Origin of the sequence: Staphylococcus hominis subsp. hominis, from assembly GCF_002901845.1 — a bacterium.
GTDB lineage: Bacteria > Bacillota > Bacilli > Staphylococcales > Staphylococcaceae > Staphylococcus > Staphylococcus hominis.
On sequence record NZ_PPQE01000025.1, the window covers coordinates 521,406 to 539,734 of the forward strand.

Annotated in this window: 18 protein-coding genes; 17 read left to right on the forward strand and 1 reads right to left on the reverse strand. The window is 31.8% G+C overall.

All coding sequences use genetic code 11. The annotated features are described in order from the left end of the window. From CD034_RS11380 to CD034_RS04200, 4 genes are all read left to right on the forward strand, one after another. On the forward strand, positions 1-966 hold a 966-nt coding region (locus CD034_RS11380; protein WP_258026815.1), incomplete at its 5' end, for a PASTA domain-containing protein. A 297-nt stretch (positions 967-1,263) separates the two neighbouring features. Then, the gene (rsgA, locus tag CD034_RS04190; protein ID WP_002448849.1) at positions 1,264-2,139 is read left to right on the forward strand and encodes a ribosome small subunit-dependent GTPase A; all 876 of its coding nucleotides are present in this window, start codon (positions 1,264-1,266) and stop codon (positions 2,137-2,139) included. After that, positions 2,139-2,783 carry a ribulose-phosphate 3-epimerase gene (rpe, locus tag CD034_RS04195; protein ID WP_002455440.1) on the forward strand — a complete coding sequence of 215 codons (645 nt, stop codon included), beginning with the start codon at positions 2,139-2,141 and terminating at the stop codon, positions 2,781-2,783. Before rsgA ends, rpe begins: the two co-directional genes overlap by 1 nt. 4 nt (positions 2,784-2,787) lie before the next feature. Beyond that, the gene (locus CD034_RS04200) at positions 2,788-3,429 is read left to right on the forward strand and encodes a thiamine diphosphokinase (RefSeq protein WP_002455439.1); all 642 of its coding nucleotides are present in this window, start codon (positions 2,788-2,790) and stop codon (positions 3,427-3,429) included. A gap of 51 nt (positions 3,430-3,480) precedes the next feature. Here the strand turns inward: CD034_RS04200 and rpmB are convergent, their stop codons facing one another. Further along, on the reverse strand, positions 3,481-3,669 hold the full coding sequence (gene rpmB / locus CD034_RS04205) for a 50S ribosomal protein L28 (RefSeq protein ID WP_002448748.1): 189 nt from the start codon (positions 3,667-3,669) through the stop codon (positions 3,481-3,483). A gap of 269 nt (positions 3,670-3,938) precedes the next feature. On the opposite strand from rpmB, the gene CD034_RS04210 reads away from it, so the two are divergent. From CD034_RS04210 to CD034_RS04265, 13 genes are all read left to right on the forward strand, one after another. Further along, positions 3,939-4,313: an Asp23/Gls24 family envelope stress response protein gene (locus tag CD034_RS04210; protein WP_002448841.1), complete on the forward strand. Its 375-nt coding sequence runs from the start codon at positions 3,939-3,941 to the stop codon at positions 4,311-4,313. Between the two features lie 14 nt (positions 4,314-4,327). Further along, positions 4,328-5,986, forward strand: coding sequence for a fatty acid kinase catalytic subunit FakA (gene fakA, locus CD034_RS04215; protein WP_002448785.1), 1,659 nt, complete (start codon positions 4,328-4,330; stop codon positions 5,984-5,986). A 1-nt stretch (position 5,987) separates the two neighbouring features. Beyond that, the gene (locus tag CD034_RS11295; RefSeq protein ID WP_002455438.1) at positions 5,988-6,170 is read left to right on the forward strand and encodes a hypothetical protein; all 183 of its coding nucleotides are present in this window, start codon (positions 5,988-5,990) and stop codon (positions 6,168-6,170) included. 391 nt (positions 6,171-6,561) lie between these two features. Further along, positions 6,562-8,613 (forward strand): ATP-dependent DNA helicase RecG, encoded by a 2,052-nt coding sequence (gene recG, locus CD034_RS04220; RefSeq protein ID WP_002455437.1) that lies wholly within the window; start codon positions 6,562-6,564, stop codon positions 8,611-8,613. Positions 8,614-8,751: 138 nt separating this feature from the next. Further along, positions 8,752-9,321 (forward strand): transcription factor FapR, encoded by a 570-nt coding sequence (gene fapR, locus CD034_RS04225; protein ID WP_002455436.1) that lies wholly within the window; start codon positions 8,752-8,754, stop codon positions 9,319-9,321. Next, positions 9,314-10,300 (forward strand): phosphate acyltransferase PlsX, encoded by a 987-nt coding sequence (gene plsX / locus CD034_RS04230; protein ID WP_002448776.1) that lies wholly within the window; start codon positions 9,314-9,316, stop codon positions 10,298-10,300. The genes fapR and plsX overlap by 8 nt, the downstream gene beginning before the upstream one ends. Then, positions 10,293-11,219 (forward strand): ACP S-malonyltransferase, encoded by a 927-nt coding sequence (fabD, locus tag CD034_RS04235; protein ID WP_002455435.1) that lies wholly within the window; start codon positions 10,293-10,295, stop codon positions 11,217-11,219. The genes plsX and fabD overlap by 8 nt, the downstream gene beginning before the upstream one ends. Beyond that, positions 11,212-11,946, forward strand: coding sequence for a 3-oxoacyl-[acyl-carrier-protein] reductase (gene fabG, locus CD034_RS04240; RefSeq protein ID WP_002448838.1), 735 nt, complete (start codon positions 11,212-11,214; stop codon positions 11,944-11,946). The genes fabD and fabG overlap by 8 nt, the downstream gene beginning before the upstream one ends. Positions 11,947-12,074: 128 nt before the next feature. Continuing rightward, positions 12,075-12,308 carry an acyl carrier protein gene (locus CD034_RS04245; RefSeq protein WP_001830184.1) on the forward strand — a complete coding sequence of 78 codons (234 nt, stop codon included), beginning with the start codon at positions 12,075-12,077 and terminating at the stop codon, positions 12,306-12,308. Positions 12,309-12,389: 81 nt separating this feature from the next. Beyond that, positions 12,390-13,121: a ribonuclease III gene (gene rnc / locus CD034_RS04250; protein ID WP_002448736.1), complete on the forward strand. Its 732-nt coding sequence runs from the start codon at positions 12,390-12,392 to the stop codon at positions 13,119-13,121. Between the two features lie 69 nt (positions 13,122-13,190). Next, on the forward strand, positions 13,191-16,766 hold the full coding sequence (smc, locus tag CD034_RS04255) for a chromosome segregation protein SMC (RefSeq protein WP_103288160.1): 3,576 nt from the start codon (positions 13,191-13,193) through the stop codon (positions 16,764-16,766). After that, positions 16,763-17,992, forward strand: coding sequence for a signal recognition particle-docking protein FtsY (gene ftsY, locus CD034_RS04260; protein WP_002455431.1), 1,230 nt, complete (start codon positions 16,763-16,765; stop codon positions 17,990-17,992). The genes smc and ftsY overlap by 4 nt, the downstream gene beginning before the upstream one ends. Continuing rightward, the gene (locus CD034_RS04265) at positions 17,979-18,311 is read left to right on the forward strand and encodes a putative DNA-binding protein (RefSeq protein ID WP_049336506.1); all 333 of its coding nucleotides are present in this window, start codon (positions 17,979-17,981) and stop codon (positions 18,309-18,311) included. Before ftsY ends, CD034_RS04265 begins: the two co-directional genes overlap by 14 nt. Positions 18,312-18,329 lie beyond the last annotated feature (18 nt).

The following is an 18,329-nucleotide window of genomic DNA, read 5'->3' on the forward strand; positions in this document are numbered from 1 at the left end:
TTATTATTAAGTTTGATTGGGTTTATCGCTTGGGGCATGCTTAGTGATAAATATACAGAAATGCCTGATTTAACGGGTAAAACTGAAAAAGAAGCAGAAAAAGTATTAAAAGCTTCGCATTTAGAAATAGGACATATATCTAGAGAATATAATGATGACTATCCCGAAAATAAAATTATTAACTCCAATCCTAAAGCAGGAGAACGTGTTAACCAACAAGAAAAAGTAGATGTTGTGTTATCAAAAGGCCCAGAAAAGATAAATATGCCTAATGTGATCGGGATTAAAAAAGAAGAGGCTATAAAAAAACTTAAAGATCATAAATTAAATCATGTGACAATTAATCAAGAATATAATAGTCAAATGCCAAAAGGATATATTTTCAAGCAAAATATTAACCCTAATGAATCGGTGAAACTTAACGATCATCATATTGTACTGACTGAATCGTTAGGTGTAAAAAAAGTTTACGTCAAAGACTATGAAAATAAAAATTATCAAAATGCTAAAAAAGAATTAGAGTCGATGGGTCTAAACGTACAAGTTAAGACGACTAATAGTGATACTAAAGATAAGGATATCATTATTTCACAATCTCCAAAGCAGACTGAAGTAAATGAAGGAAGTACAGTAGAATTTATGGTTTCTAAGGGTAAAGATAAAAAAGAAGATTCAAAAAAGGACTCAGATTCTTCTGATGATAAGAAAGATAATCATACGACAAGCGTAAAAAATTATACGGAAACTTATCATATTCCGTATACTGGAAATGATGGAGAAAGTCAAAAGGTAAAGATTTATATTAGAGATAAAAATAATAGTGGTACACAGGTAAGTCAAACATACAATATTCACAAAGATAAGATCATTACTATTCCATTAAAAATTGAACAAGGTGATTCTGCTGGATATACGATTGAAGTAGATGACAATGTTATTGCAGATAAAGATATTGACTATGAATAAATTTCAAATATCAGAACAAGAGTAAGATAGTAATGATAAGTTATGCATCGTTTACTGTTTATACATTAACATGTATTTTATGATATAAATGATGTCAATTTTAAAAGGCAATTTCTATTGAAATAATATAGAAATTGTCTTTTTAACAACTATAATTTTATTATGTAAAGTTAACTTTTTTGAGCGATTTTAATGTCTTTCTATCCTTATCTTTATGATGATGGTATAGAATATATATTATTAATTCTATGTTTGCTATAATAATATAAATATAAATACTTAATTTGAGGTGTTAATTTGGAAACAGGACGTATTGTTAAATTAATTAGTGGAGTATATCAAGTAGATGTAGGTGGAAAAAAATATAATACTAAACCTCGTGGTCTTTTTAGAAAGAAAAAATTTTCTCCTGTAGTAGGAGATATCGTTGACTTTGATATTCAAAATGAAGATGAAGGTTATATTCACCACGTACATGAACGCCACAATGCATTAAAGCGTCCTCCAGTAAGTAATATTGATGGTCTGGTTATTGTAATGAGTGCGGTTGAACCTAATTTTTCAACACAATTGTTAGATAGATTTTTAGTGATTGCACATTCTTACAACTTATCTCCTAGTATATTAGTCACTAAAAAAGATATTGCTAGTGAAACACAAATCAGTCATATCGAAACATTACTAAATACATATAAGGAAATAGGATATTCTGTTCAATTTGTAGGTAAAGAAACTGATAAAGTTGATATTGTGAATACCTGGCCTAATGGTCTAATTGTGCTAAGTGGACAATCTGGTGTTGGAAAATCAACATTTATAAATACGTTTAAACCAGAACTAAATCTTGAAACCAATGATATTTCTAAATCACTTAATCGAGGTAAACATACGACAAGACATGTAGAACTATTTGAAAGAGAAAATGGTTTTATAGCAGATACACCTGGTTTTAGTGCACTTGATTTTGATCATATTGAAAAAGATGATGTAAAGTATTACTTTAAAGAAATTAATGCTTTTGGAAATGATTGTAAATTTAGAAATTGTAATCATATTAAAGAACCTAAATGCAATGTTAAACATCAATTAGAAAACAATAATTTAGCGCAATTTCGCTATGAACATTATTTACAATTAGTTAATGAAATTTCGAATAGAAAGGTTAGATATTAATGAGACACATTTTTCCTTCTTTATTATCAGTCGATTTTTTGAATTTAAAACAGGAAATACAATTATTAGAAGAAGCAGGCGTTGACGGTCTACATTTTGATGTTATGGATGGTCAATTTGTACCTAATATATCAATTGGATTACCCATATTAGATGCAGTAAGATCAACTACGCAATTACCAATTGATGTACACCTCATGATTGAGAATCCTGAAAACTATATTGAGACATTTGCAAAACATGGGGCAGACATGATTTCAGTCCATATTGAATCAACCCCTCATATTCATCGTGCTATTCAACTTATCAAAAGTCTAGATAAAAAAGCAGGTGTAGTAATTAATCCTGGCACCCCTGTAGATAGGGTCGTACCTGTTCTTTCTATGGTGGATTATGTTTTAGTAATGACGGTTAATCCTGGATTTGGTGGACAAACATTTATCGACATGTGTGCTTCAAAAATTAAGTTATTAAATGATTTGAAGTCATCTTTTAATTTAAATTTTGATATTGAAGTCGATGGTGGTATAAATGATAAAACGATAGATATTTGTGCAAAACATGGGGCTAACCTTTTTGTTACAGGTTCATACTTTTTTAACCAAGATGATTATAAAACAGTGACTAAAATATTGAGAGGTTGAGATAATGAAAATTAATTTACTATGTGGAGATCGGCATTTACCCCCTCATATTTTTTCAAAATTATCAACTGAATCGTGGGGCGGAATAGACCGTGGGACTTTAATTCTTTCTGAACAAAGTATTGTACCTGTTTTTTCAGTGGGCGATTTTGACTCCGTCAATGATGAAGAAAGAGAAATTTTAAAAAAAACATTAAATATTCATCCAGTTAAAGCTGAAAAAGATGACACTGATTTAGCATTAGGCGTAGAACAAGCCATTCAAAAGGGATATACAGAAATAGATATCTATGGAGCAACGGGTGGAAGATTAGATCATTTTATGGGAACATTACAAATTCTTTTCAAGTCAGTCTATATAAAAAAAGAAATTATAATTAAAGTAATAGATAAGCAAAATGAAATCATGCTACTTAATACTGGGACACATCAACTTCATAAATCTGATAAATATCAATATGTTTCATTTATTCCAGTAAATGGAGAAGTGATAGTATCTTTATCTGGGTTTAAATATAATTTAGATCATCAGCATTTAGAAATAGGCTCTACACTGACAATCTCTAATGAAGTCGATCAATCAATAGCGATTATCGAAGTTGAAAAAGGTCAAGTATTGCAAATGAGAAGTAAAGATTTAGAGTAATAAAAAAATGCCTTCACCACATATGAAGGCATTTTTAGTGCATTATATTTATTAAACTCTAGTAACTTTACCAGATTTTAAAGCACGAGCAGAAACCCAAACTTTTTTAGGTTTACCGTCAACTAAAATTCTAACTTTTTGAAGGTTAGCGTTAAATCTGCGTTTGTTCGCATTTAAAGCGTGTGAACGATTATTACCAGTCGTAGCTTTACGACCTGTTACGTAACATTGTTTACCCATCAAAGTACCTCCTTTAATAAATATAAATACACTTAACTACTTATATACTTTAAATAAGATACCATATATCAATATTTAAAGCAATAAAATCATATGTAATTTATGTTAATTGTTTTGAAAATGTAAATCTATGGTATAATTAACTATTGTGGAGTTATTATAATATATTTTTATGTAGATTGGCTTATTTATAAAATAGTTATCTTTATCATATATGTATACATCATTTTTAAATATGATTTTAACCATAATTCAGGAGGATAATGAAGATGACATTAGAGATCTTAAATGACTATGGCAAAATTGATATCTCAAATGAGGTCATTGCTTCTGTTGTAGGAAGTAAAGCTGTAGAAAGTTATGGCATTGTTGGCATGGCATCTAGACAACAAGTAAGAGACGGTATTGCTGAAATATTAGGACATGAGAATTATGCTAAAGGTATTGTTGTTAAAGAAGATAATGGTGTGATTGATATAGATATGTACATCATTGTAAGTTATGGTGTCAAAATTTCTGAAGTAGCTAACAATGTACAATCATCAGTAAAATATACACTCGAAAGTTCACTTAATATTAAAGTGAATTCTATTAATATTTTTGTACAAGGTGTAAGACTTAATAACAAGGGCAAGAAGGTATAGGAGGACAAAGCACGATGATTAGCAAAATTAATGGTAAATTATTTGCCGATATGATAATACAAGGGGCACACAATTTATCTAATAATGCAGATTTAGTTGATTCCCTTAATGTATATCCGGTACCTGATGGTGATACAGGAACAAATATGAATTTAACAATTACCTCAGGTCGCGAAGAAGTTGAAAATAATTTATCTCAAAGTATTGGTGAATTAGGTAAAACTTTTTCTAAAGGACTTTTAATGGGAGCACGTGGTAACTCTGGTGTTATTTTATCTCAATTATTTAGAGGATTTTGCAAAAATATTGAAGATGAAAAGGAAATTAATGCTCAACAATTTGCTAGTAGTTTTCAAGCAGGTGTCGATACAGCTTATAAAGCAGTCATGAAACCAGTTGAAGGAACTATTTTGACTGTTGCCAAAGATGCAGCAAGTGCAGCTATGACTAAAGCAGAAGAAACAGATGATTGCATCGAAGTAATGGAATATACAATCGAAAAAGCTGAGCAATCTTTAAATAATACGCCAAATTTATTAGCAGTTTTAAAAGAAGTAGGCGTAGTGGATAGTGGCGGTAAAGGTTTATTGTGTGTCTACGAAGGCTTTTTAAAAGGACTAAAAGGCGAAAAAGTTGAAGCTAACAAACAAAAATTAGACACAGAAGATTTGGTTCATGAAGAACATGATTTTCATGGGGTTATTAATACAGAAGATATTAAGTACGGTTATTGTACTGAAATGATGGTACGCTTTGGAAAAGATAAAAAAGAATTTAATGAACAAACATTCAGAAATGACATGAGCGAATTTGGTGATTCGTTATTAGTTATTAATGATGATGAAATAGTTAAAGTCCATGTACATACAGAAACACCAGGTGAAGTGTTCAATTATGGACAACAATATGGTGAACTTATTAAATTAAAAGTAGAAAATATGCGTGAACAACATCGTGAAGTAATTAGAAAAGAACAAAGTCATCAACAAGCAACAGCTTCGCAACAACCTAAAACAGTTGAAACAGCAGTAATTGCCATTTCAATGGGTGAAGGTATCTCTGAGTTGTTCACTTCAATGGGTGTGACACACATTATTAGTGGTGGGCAAACAATGAATCCTTCTACAGAGGATATTGTTAAGGTGATTGAACAGTCTGAATGCCAGCGTGCAATTATCTTGCCAAATAATAAAAATATTAGAATGTCTAGTGATCAAGCAGCACAACTTGTTAAAGCTGATACAGTAGTCATTCCAACTACATCTATTCCTCAAGGTATTGCAGCACTTTTCCAATATGATGTTGCATCTACGTTAGAAGAAAATGCGTCTCATATGAATACAGCGTTAGAAACTGTTAAATCTGGCTCAATTACATTTGCTGTCAGAGATACTAAGATTGATGGTGTAGATATTAAAAAAGATGAATTTATGGGATTAGCTGAAAGTAAAATTGTGACTAGTAATGCAGATGAATTTAAAACTATTACTGGCTTATTAAGTACATTGTTAAATGAAGAAAGTGAAATCTTAACAGTGATTACTGGTGAAGATGCACAATCTGATATGACAACTCAATTAGAAGAATGGGTAGAAAATGAATATCCAGATGTTGAAATAGAAATCCATAAAGGTGATCAACCAATTTATCCATATTTATTTGCTGTAGAATAAAGTGAGATTTAATAGTGGGAGTGATAACGATGAAATGATTATCGTTGTCACTCCCCATTTTATATTTAATAAAAGTATTGAAAAATATGACACTGGAAAACTTACTTTAATAGGTTTTTCAAGACATAATGACCAGTCAATATATATTAAAATAGAAAAATATGCTATCAATAATGAACTGTAAAATAGAGGAAGATATCACAATTAAGAAGATAACTAATATTCAAAGAGTGATTAAAAAAATATCATATAATTTAGCAGTAATAATAACTGGGAATGTATGTATAAATCGTTTTTTGATTTAAACCTTGATGGAACATAAAAATACTTCGTACTTCTAAAATTTAAATAAGATTAAGAGCTAATGCAAAATCATTTAAAATAGATTTATGCTCTCTTTCATATTATTAGTTAAGTATGATAAAACGATATTAGTATTAAAAGTGAATGTTGTACGTTTAAATGAAGTGAGTGATATTCATTTGTCAAGTGGACTATAGTAAGATGGTATCACTAAATATTTATAATAAACGTGATAAAATATAAATAAGATTAAAAATATTAGGTGAGAAATAATGTCGAAAGTTAGTTTAATTGAAAGTCCATATCCGCTTCAATCTATAAAAGGACTTGGACCAAAGAGAATTGCTTTACTACATGAATTAAACATTCACACAATAGAAGATTTAGTGTTGTATTTACCAACGCGTTATGAAGATAATACTGTTGTAGATTTAAACTTAGCTGAAGATCAATCTACTGTGACAGTAGCAGGAGAAATTTATTCTGTACCCACGGTAGCCTTTTTTGGTCGGAATAAATCAAAATTAACTGTCCATTTAATGATTGATAATATCGCAGTTAAATGTGTATTTTTTAATCAACCGTATTTAAAAAAGAAAATTGAGTTAAATCAAACAGTGACAATAAAAGGTAAATGGAATCGTGCTAAACAAGAAATTAATGGCAATCGTATTTTTTTTAATGACACTCATACCTCTACTGAAGAAGTGAGATTAGAACCGGTATATCGACTTAAAGAAGGTATTAAACAAAAACAAATGCGTGATATGATTCATCAATCTCTTAATGATGTCACTATACATGAATGGATTACGGAGGAATTAAGACAAAGGTACAAATTGGAATTACTAGATTATACTATTAAAACGTTGCATCTACCTAAAGATAAACAAGCTCTTATGCGTGCGAGACGTACATATGCTTTTACTGAATTATTTATGTTTGAACTACGTATGCAATGGTTAAATCGCTTAGAAAAAGCTTCAGATGAAGCCATTGAAATTAATTATGATATTAATAAAGTGAAGTCATTTATCCAGTCGTTACCTTTTGAATTAACAGATGCACAGAAATCGAGCGTTAATGAAATATTTAGAGATTTGAAAGCGCCAATACGCATGCATCGTTTATTACAAGGTGATGTTGGGTCAGGGAAAACAGTTGTAGCAGCAATTTGTATGTATGCACTCAAAACTGCTGGATATCAATCTGCACTGATGGTACCTACAGAAATTTTGGCTGAACAACATGCAAATAGTTTAACAGAACTTTTTGGTGACCATATGAATGTTGCTTTATTAACTGGATCGGTAAAAGGAAAAAAAAGACGTGTATTGTTAGAACAATTAGAGAATGGAACGATCGATTGTTTAATTGGCACGCATGCATTGATTCAAGACGATGTACAATTTAAAAATGTAGGGTTAGTTATTACTGATGAACAGCATCGTTTTGGTGTGAATCAACGTCAATTACTAAGAGAAAAAGGTGCTATGACCAACGTATTGTTTATGACTGCGACGCCTATACCGAGAACGTTAGCCATTTCAGTATTTGGAGAAATGGATGTGTCCTCAATTAAACAATTACCTAAAGGTCGAAAGCCAATTATTACACATTGGGCGAAACATGAACAGTATGACCAAGTGTTAGCTCAAATGACAAGCGAACTAAAAAAAGGACGTCAAGCCTATGTGATTTGTCCACTAATTGAAAGTTCTGAACACCTAGAAGATGTACAAAATGTTGTTGAACTTTTTGAGTCACTACAAGAGTTTTATGGTAAAACACATGTAGGTTTATTACATGGGAAAATGTCAGCAGACGAAAAAGATGATGTAATGGCACGTTTTAGTAATCATGATATTGATATCTTAGTGTCGACAACCGTAGTTGAAGTAGGCGTTAATGTTCCTAATGCTACATTTATGATGATTTATGATGCTGATCGCTTTGGATTATCTACACTACATCAACTTAGAGGTCGTGTTGGACGTAGTGAACATCAAAGTTATTGTGTATTAATTGCATCACCTAAAACAGAAACTGGCATAGAAAGAATGACCATTATGACACAAACTACAGATGGATTTGAATTAAGTGAATATGACTTAGAAATGAGAGGCCCTGGTGATTTCTTTGGAGTTAAACAAAGCGGGTTACCAGATTTTATGGTTGCTAATATAGTAGAAGATTATCGTATGCTAGAAGTAGCTCGTGATGAGGCCGCAGAACTCATTCAATCTGGGGAGTTTTTTACTGAGAAATATGAACGTTTAAGAGCATTTATCAACGACCACTTACTTAACATGAGTTTTGATTAACATCAGTAAACTGATATTTAATTCAAATTATTTATTATATGAGAATATAATATTTGTTGAGGATAATAAATAGAAAGTGTTATGATATGTGAGGAATGATTAAGACTTGGTACTAAAATATTTAAAGGGGAGGAAAGTATGAAATTAAAAAAAACAGAACGTCGTCATAAGATTAAGAAGGCGATTAATGAAAACCCCTTTATTACGGATAGTGAATTGTGTGAATTATTCAACGTAAGTATTCAAACTATCCGTCTGGATCGCACACAACTTAATATTCCTGAATTACGTAAACGTATTAAATCTGTAGCCAAACAAAATTATGAATATATCAAAGGATTGGAAGCTAATGAAGTGATTGGGGATCTTATTCAAGTTAAACCTAATTATTCTGCCCAATCTATTATAGAAATTACAGAAGAGTATGTGTTTCAAAAAACACGTATTGCACGTGGGCATATTTTATTTGCTCAAGCTAATTCATTATGTGTAGCCCTAATACATAACTCTACTGTTTTAACTCAAGAAAGTAATTTGAAATTTATTGAAAAAGTAAAGTTGCATGATAATGTTAGAGCAGAAGCAACCGTAATCAATAGAACAAATCGACATTATGATATAAAAGTGGAATCTTTTGTAAAAGATACACTCGTTTTTACAGGCATATTTAAAATGTTTTATATAAGTGAGGATGAAAACCATGGTTAAAATTGCTGTAGATATGATGGGTGGCGACAATGCACCAGACATCGTATTAGAAGCTGTAGAGAAAGCAATCAATGATTTTAAAGATTTAGAAATTATTTTATTTGGTGATGAAAAACAATATACATTAAATCATAAGCGTATAGAATTTAGACATTGTTCAGAAAAAATTGAGATGGAAGATGAGCCTGTACGTGCCATTAAAAGAAAAAAAGACAGCTCAATGGTACGCATGGCAGAAGCGGTTAAATCTGGTGAGGCAGATGGTTGTGTATCTGCTGGTAATACAGGTGCTTTAATGTCAGCAGGGCTATTTATTGTCGGACGTATTAAAGGCGTAGCTAGACCAGCACTTGTTGTCACATTACCTACTATCGATGGTAAAGGATTTGTCTTTTTAGATGTTGGAGCCAATGCAGATGCAAAACCTGAACACTTATTGCAATATGCACAGCTAGGTAATATTTATGCTCAAAAAATTAGAGGTATTCAACAACCTAAAATATCATTGTTGAATATCGGAACTGAACCAGCAAAAGGAAATGCCTTGACTAAAAAAACATATCAATTATTAAAAGATGAAGCGAGTCTGCGATTTAATGGAAATATTGAGGCTAAAACATTGATGGAGGGTGACACAGATGTAGTTGTCACTGATGGTTATACTGGAAATATGGTACTAAAAAACATCGAAGGTACTGCTAAATCAATTGGAAAAATGTTAAAAGGTACACTACTAGCTAATTTAAAAAATAAGCTTGCTGCTGCGATATTGAAAAAAGATATCAGTAAGTTTGCGAAAAAATTAGACTATGCAGAATATGGTGGGTCTGTTCTTTTAGGGTTAGATGGTACTGTAGTAAAAGCACATGGTGGTTCAAATGCACGTGCATTCTATTCTGCAATTCGACAAGCTAAAATTGCTGGTGATGAACAAATAGTAAAAATTATGAGAGAAACGGTAGGTGGTGACAATGAGTAAAACTGCAATTGTTTTTCCCGGACAAGGTGCACAAAAAGTAGGAATGGCTAAAGATTTATATCATGTTAATAAAGATGCGACTTCTGTTTTAGAATCAGCGCAAACAACTGTTGATTTTGATTTATTAGAAACGATGTTTACAGATAAAGAGAAAAAATTAGGAGAAACTGAGAATACTCAACCTGCATTGTTAACACATAGTATTGCATTACTAGAAGCACTAAACCGTATAGATGCTGACTATACAATGGGGCATAGTCTTGGTGAATATTCAAGTTTAGTGGCTGCTGGCGTACTAAAATTTGAAGATGCAGTGAAAATTGTGCGTAAGCGTGGCGAATTAATGACTCAAGCTTTTCCAAATGGTGTAGGAAGTATGGCTGCTGTTTTAGGGTTAAGTTATGAAGAAGTAGATGAAATTTGTAAAGAAATTTCATTTGGAGATCAATTAATTGAACCTGCCAATATTAATGCACCAGGTCAAATTGTTGTATCTGGGCATAAGGCGCTGATTGATAAATTAACTAAAGAAGGAAAAATTTTAGGTGCGAAGCGTGTGATTCCTTTAGCAGTATCAGGTCCCTTCCATTCTTCAATGATGCAAGTAATTGAAGAGGATTTCGCTTCATTTATTGATCAATTCACTTGGAATGATGCTCAATTTCCTATCGTTCAAAATTATAATGCTCATGGAGAAACAAAAGCAGAAACGATTAAACAAAATATGGTGAAACAACTCTATTCACCAGTACAATTTATTAAATCTACAGAGTGGTTAATAGACCAAGGCGTGGATCATTTTATTGAAATTGGGCCTGGTAAAGTATTATCTGGTTTAATTAAAAAAATTAATCGAGATGTAAAAATTACATCGATTCAAACATTAGAAGATGTGAAAGGATGGAATGAAAATGACTAAAAGTGCATTAGTAACTGGTGCTTCTAGAGGAATTGGACGTAGTATTGCATTGCAATTAGCAGAAGATGGATTCAATGTAGCAGTTAATTACGCGGGTAATAAAGAAAAAGCAGAAGCAGTGGTTAAAGAAATCAAAGAAAAAGGCGTAGAAAGTTTTGCAATACAAGCAAACGTTGCTGAAGGTGATCAAGTCAAAGCCATGATTAAAGAAGTTGTAAATCAATTTGGCTCTTTAGATGTTCTTGTAAACAACGCAGGTATTACAAAAGACAATTTATTAATGCGAATGAAAGAGCAAGAATGGGATGACGTTATTAATACTAACTTAAAAGGGACATTTAATTGTATTCAAAAAGCTACGCCACAAATGTTACGCCAACGTAGCGGTGCTATTATCAATTTATCTAGTATTGTAGCGGCTATGGGTAATCCTGGACAAGCTAATTATGTAGCGACAAAAGCAGGTATTGAAGGACTGACAAAATCAAGTGCACGTGAACTTGCTTCACGTGGTATTACTGTTAATGCAGTTGCGCCTGGGTTTATCGTCTCAGATATGACAAATGCATTAAATGAAGATCTTAAATCACAAATGTTGGAGCAAATTCCATTATCACGTTTTGGAGAAGATAAAGATATTGCCTATGCAGTGTCATTTTTAGCATCTAATCGTGCGAAATATATTACTGGTCAAACGTTATCAGTTAATGGTGGCATGTATATGTAATATATACGTCATGTATTTAAAAGGATAAATAGTCATTATATCCTTTTAATAAATACTTGTGTTTTAGCCCTTAAAATGGGAAAATATAATAGTCTATGGATAGACACTTTTAAAGGAGGTGAATCGACGTGGAAAACTTCGATAAAGTAAAAGATATCATCGTTGACCGTTTAGGTGTAGACGCTGATAAAGTAACAGAAGATGCATCTTTCAAAGATGATTTAGGCGCTGACTCACTTGATATCGCTGAATTAGTGATGGAATTAGAAGACGAATTTGGTACTGAAATTCCTGATGAAGAAGCTGAAAAAATCAACACTGTTGGTGATGCAGTTAAATACATCAATAGTCTTGAAAAATAAAAACTTACATCTGAGTCGTCGTCATGATGGCTCAGATTTTTTTCATAGGACATCAATAACATGAACGGAGGTTTATCAATCATGCACCCGAAACAATCAGAAATGATTAAAGATTTTCAATATCAATTTGATAAAAAAATGAAGATGCTTGGTCTTAGTTATACTCATTTAGATGTGTACCAACAAGCGTTTTCGCACTCTAGCTTTATTAATGATTTTAATATGGATCGATTAGCGCATAACGAGCGTTTAGAATTTTTAGGAGATGCGGTATTAGAATTGACGGTTTCACGTTACCTTTTTGACAAATATCCTAATTTACCTGAAGGAAATTTAACTAAAATGAGAGCGACAATCGTATGTGAACCCTCACTTGTAATATTTGCAAATAAAATTGAATTAAATCAACTCATTTTACTTGGAAAAGGCGAAGAAAAAACAGGCGGTAGAACAAGACCTTCATTAGTATCAGATGCTTTTGAAGCGTTTATTGGGGCTTTATACTTAGACCAAGGCTTAGAAGTAGTCTGGAAGTTTGCTCAAAAAGTCATTTTTCCATATGTAGAACATAATGAATTAATTGGCGTGGTCGATTTTAAAACACAATTCCAAGAATATATTCATAGTCAAAGTAAAGGAGATGTGACGTATCATTTGATTAAAGAAGAAGGTCCAGCACACCATCGTTTATTTACATCTGAAGTGATTTTAGAAAATAAAGCAATCGCAAAAGGACAAGGCAGAACAAAAAAAGAATCTGAACAAAAAGCAGCTGAAAGTGCTTATCATAAGTTAAGAGATGAGAACAAATAATAATGAACGCATTTCATATATTATCTTCTTTTCAACAAGAACGAGTATGAATGAATTAAGGAGAAGAGTATGGTTTATTTGAAATCTATAGATACCATTGGCTTTAAGTCATTTGCAGATCGTACGAATGTACAGTTCGATAGAGGCGTGACAGCAATTGTTGGTCCAAATGGTAGTGGAAAAAGTAATATTACTGATGCGATTAAATGGGTTTTAGGAGAACAATCTGCTAAGTCGCTTCGTGGCTCTAAAATGGAAGATATTATTTTCTCAGGGGCAGAACATCGTCAAGCACAAAATTATGCAGAAGTACAATTAAAATTAGATAATTCTACAAGAGAGTTGCAGATTGAGGCTGATGATGATGATGTGATTGTAACACGTCGTCTTTATCGTAGTGGAGAGAGCGAATATTATTTAAATAATGATAGGGCACGTCTACGCGATATTACAGAGTTATTTTTAGATTCTGGTCTAGGAAAAGAAGCGTTTAGTATTATTTCACAAGGTAGAGTAGATGAAATTTTAAATGCTAAACCTGTTGATCGACGTCAAATCATAGAAGAATCAGCGGGTGTTTTAAAATATAAAAAAAGAAAAACGGAATCTTTACAAAAACTAGATCATACAGAAGATAATCTATCTCGAGTAGAAGATATTTTATATGATTTAGAAGGGCGTGTTGAACCTCTAAAAGCAGAAGCATCTATTGCTAAAGAATACTTACAATTATCAAAAGAGATGGAGCATAGTGATGTTGTCGTAACTGTACACGATATTAATCAATATGATGAAGAGAATCGTCAACTCGATGAACGATTGAATCATCTAAAAAGCCAACAAGCTGAAAAAGAAGGCCAACAAGCTCAATTAAATCAATATTTACAAAAACAAAAAACACAACGTCAAAAACTTGAAAGAGATACCGACCACGTTAATATAGATTTAATTACTACAACTGAGGAATATGAAAAATTTATTGGAAAATTAAATGTCCTTGAAGAGCGAAAAAGAAATCAATCAGAAACGAATGCACGTTTTGAAGAAGAATTAGATAATTTACAGTATGAATTAAAGAATGTTCAAGATGAAAGAGAACTTTCTTTAGAACAAGTATCTAAACTTAAAAAACAGCATCAATCGCTTAATAAAGAGATTAAACAGTTAGAATCAAAACTTAATCTTACAGATGCACAACATGATGAAAAATTAGAAACTATTAAAAATGAATATTATGAATTAATGTCCGAGCAATCTGAAGTGAATAATGATATTCGTTTTTTAGAACGTACTATTCAAGAAAATGAAACCAAAAAAACACGTCTCGATGCAAGATTAATAGAAGTATTTGATCAACTTAAACATATTCAAAAGGACATACATCAAACCGAACAAGCGCATACTACTACATTACAAAAAATGAATGTAACAGAGAAAGACATGCGTGACGTTGAATATCGTTTATCTGAAGCAAAACGTATAGAAGCGACATATGAAGATAAGTTATATCAAGCGTATCGATATACTGATAAAATGCGTGTGCGTATGGAAAGTTTAGAAACACAAGCAGAAGACTATTCCTACTTTTTTAATGGAGTAAAACATATATTAAAAGCAAAAGAGAATACTTTAAGTGGTATTCATGGTGCAGTAGCCGAAGTCATCAAGGTACCATCAAAATTAACACAAGCGATTGAAACAGCGTTAGGAGCCTCCTTACAACACATTATTGTAAATAATGAAAAAGATGGTCGCCAGGCGATAAAATTTTTAAAACAACGAGGATTAGGAAGAGCAACATTTTTACCACTAAATGTAATTAGAGCAAGAAGTTTATCTCATCATATCCAAAATGTAGCTCGAAATTTTGATGGTTTTATTAATATTGCATCTGAAGCGGTTGAAGTTAATCAAACGTATCAAGCTGTCATAGATAATTTGATGGGTACTACAATTATAGTGGAGAATCTTAAAATTGCGAATGAACTTGCAAGAGCGATTCAATATAAAGCGCGAATCGTTACCTTAGAAGGAGATATCGTTAATCCAGGAGGATCAATGTCAGGTGGCGGAATGCGTCAATCAAAAAGTATTTTAGCTCAAAAAGATGAATTGACAACAATGAAAACACAATTAAACGACTACGAAGAGAAAACAAAAGAATTCGAACAACAATTGCAAAATCAAAAAGAGGAAGTTGAGACATTAAGTAATAAGTATGTAGATTTAAGTCAACAATATCATCAATTAAAAGCCACCGCTCACGAAGAAACATTGACTTTAGATCGATTAAAAAAACAAGAAACACATATAAAAAGTGAACATGAAGAATTTGAATTTGAGAAAAATGATGGCTATCAAAGTGAAAAAAGTCGTCATACATTAAAACAACAACAATTACGGTTATCTGAAATTCAAGAGCAACTAAAACAACTTGAAAAGGACATAGAGGTATATTCAAAGCTCTCTAAAGAGGGTAAAGAAAATGTATCGCAAGTTGAAAAAGAATTAAATCAAAAACGTTCTGATGTTGCAGTCGTTAAAGAAAAAATAAGTCATCAAACTATGTCGTTGGAAAGAATAGACAAACAACATGCACAAATTAACCAACAAATCATAGCAACTAAAGAGAAAATAGAATTATTTAATTCTGACGATATGATGGGCGAAAAAGCATTTCAACAGCTTCAATCAAGTATCCAAGATAAAGCGTCTCAACGTGACACATTAAAACAAAAACTTGATGCTTTAAAAGAACAAAAAGAGTCTATAAATGAAGATATTGAAATTCATGAGTACAAACTCGAACAATGCCATCAAGATTTATTATCCATTGAAAGTTTTTATCAAGATATTAAGGCCCAACAGTCTAAATTAGATGTTCTTATTAATCATGCAATGAATCATTTAAATGAAACGTATCATCTTACACTTGAACGTGCGAGAGAAACGTATCAATCAGATGTTCCAATAGAAACATTAAGAAAAAAAGTGAAATTAACTAAGATGTCAATTGAAGAATTAGGTTCAGTTAATGTTAATGCTATTGAACAATTTGAAGAATTAAATGAGCGTTATACATTTTTGAATGAACAGAGAAATGATTTAAGAGAAGCAAAACAGACTTTAGAACAAATCATTGATGAAATGGATCAAGAAGTAAAAGATCGTTTCAAAGCTACATTTTTTGAAGTACAAGATTATTTTACATCTGTATTTCAATCACTTTTTGGTGGTGGTCATGCCAAGTTAGAACTTACGGATGATGATTACTTGTCTGCAGGAGTAGATATTATTGTTCAACCACCAGGTAAAAAATTACAACATCTTTCTCTATTAAGTGGTGGCGAACGCGCATTAAGTGCTATTGCATTACTATTTGCTATTTTAAAAGTAAGATCAGCACCATTTGTTATACTAGACGAAGTGGAAGCAGCTTTGGATGAAGCCAATGTTATTCGTTACGCACAATTTTTAAATGATTTATCTGAAAAAACACAGTTTATCGTCATTACGCATAGAAAAGGTACAATGGAGTATTCGGATCGTTTATATGGTGTTACAATGCAAGAGTCAGGCGTTTCAAAATTAGTAAGTGTAAATTTAAATACAATAGATGAGGTTATGAAGGAGGAAAATGCATGAGTTTTTTCAAACGACTAAAAGATAAATTTTCTACAAAGTCGACTGAAGATATTGAAAAGGAATTAACGGAAGATGAGAAATTAGATCAACCATCAACAAAAGACAATGAACAAGAAAATGAAGAACCTGCACCAAAAAAGAAAAAACCACGTAAATTAAGCGAAGCTGACTTCGATGAAGATGGGTTAATTTCAATTGAAGATTTTGAAGAAATTGAAGCTCAAAAAATGGGAGCGAAATTTAAAGCAGGTTTAGAAAAATCAAGAGAAAACTTCCAAGAGCAATTAAATAACTTGATTGCACGTTATCGAACTGTAGATGAAGATTTCTTCGAAGCTTTAGAAGAAATGTTGATTACTGCGGATGTAGGTTTCAATACGGTTATGCAATTAACGGATGAATTACGTACAGAAGCACAACGTCGTAATATCAAAGAAACTGAAGGTTTAAGAGAAGTTATCGTTGAAAAAATTGTAGAAATTTATCACCAAGAAGATGATCATTCAGAAGCAATGAATATCGAAGATGGCCGATTAAATGTCATTTTAATGGTTGGGGTCAATGGTGTAGGTAAAACTACAACGATTGGTAAATTGGCACATCGTTATAAAATGGAAGGTAAAAAAGTTATGTTGGCTGCTGGTGATACTTTCAGAGCAGGTGCAATTGAACAATTACAAGTTTGGGGCGATCGTGTAGGCGTAGAGGTAATCAGACAAAGCGAAGGTTCTGATCCTGCAGCAGTTGTTTATGATGCAATCAATGCGGCTAAGAATAAAGGTGTAGATATATTAATTTGTGATACAGCAGGTCGTTTACAAAATAAATCAAACTTAATGCAAGAATTGGACAAAATGAAAAGAGTCATTAGTCGTGCTGTTCCAGATGCACCACATGAAGCATTATTATGTTTAGACGCAACCACTGGTCAAAATGCACTATCACAAGCACGTTCATTCAAAGAAGTAACCAACGTTTCAGGGATTGTGCTCACTAAATTAGATGGCACAGCAAAAGGTGGTATTGTACTTGCTATTCGAAATGAATTGCATATTCCTGTTAAATACGTTGGTTTAGGTGAAAAACTAGATGATTTACAACCATTTAATCCTGAAAGTTATGTATATGGATTGTTTGCTGATATGATTGAGCAAAATGATAATATCCCTGATGAAATGCAAAGCTTAACAGATAATAATGAGGAACACCAAAATGGGGAAAAATGATTTAGTTAAAACGTTAAGAATGAATTATCTATTTGATTTTTATCATTCTTTGCTTACTGAAAAACAAAAGAATTATCTTGAATTATTTTATCTAAATGATTACTCATTAAGTGAAATTGCTGAAACGTTTAAAGTGAGTAGACAAGCGGTTTATGATAATATAAGAAGAACTGGCGATTTAGTAGAAGACTATGAAACTAAATTAAAGTTATATGGGAAATTTGAACAACGTCAAATGATTTATAACGAAATGAAACAATCTATTCATGATACTAAAAAACTGGAACATTTAATCCAAAAATTAGAAGAACTAGAATAATTTATAAGGAGGTTGTTA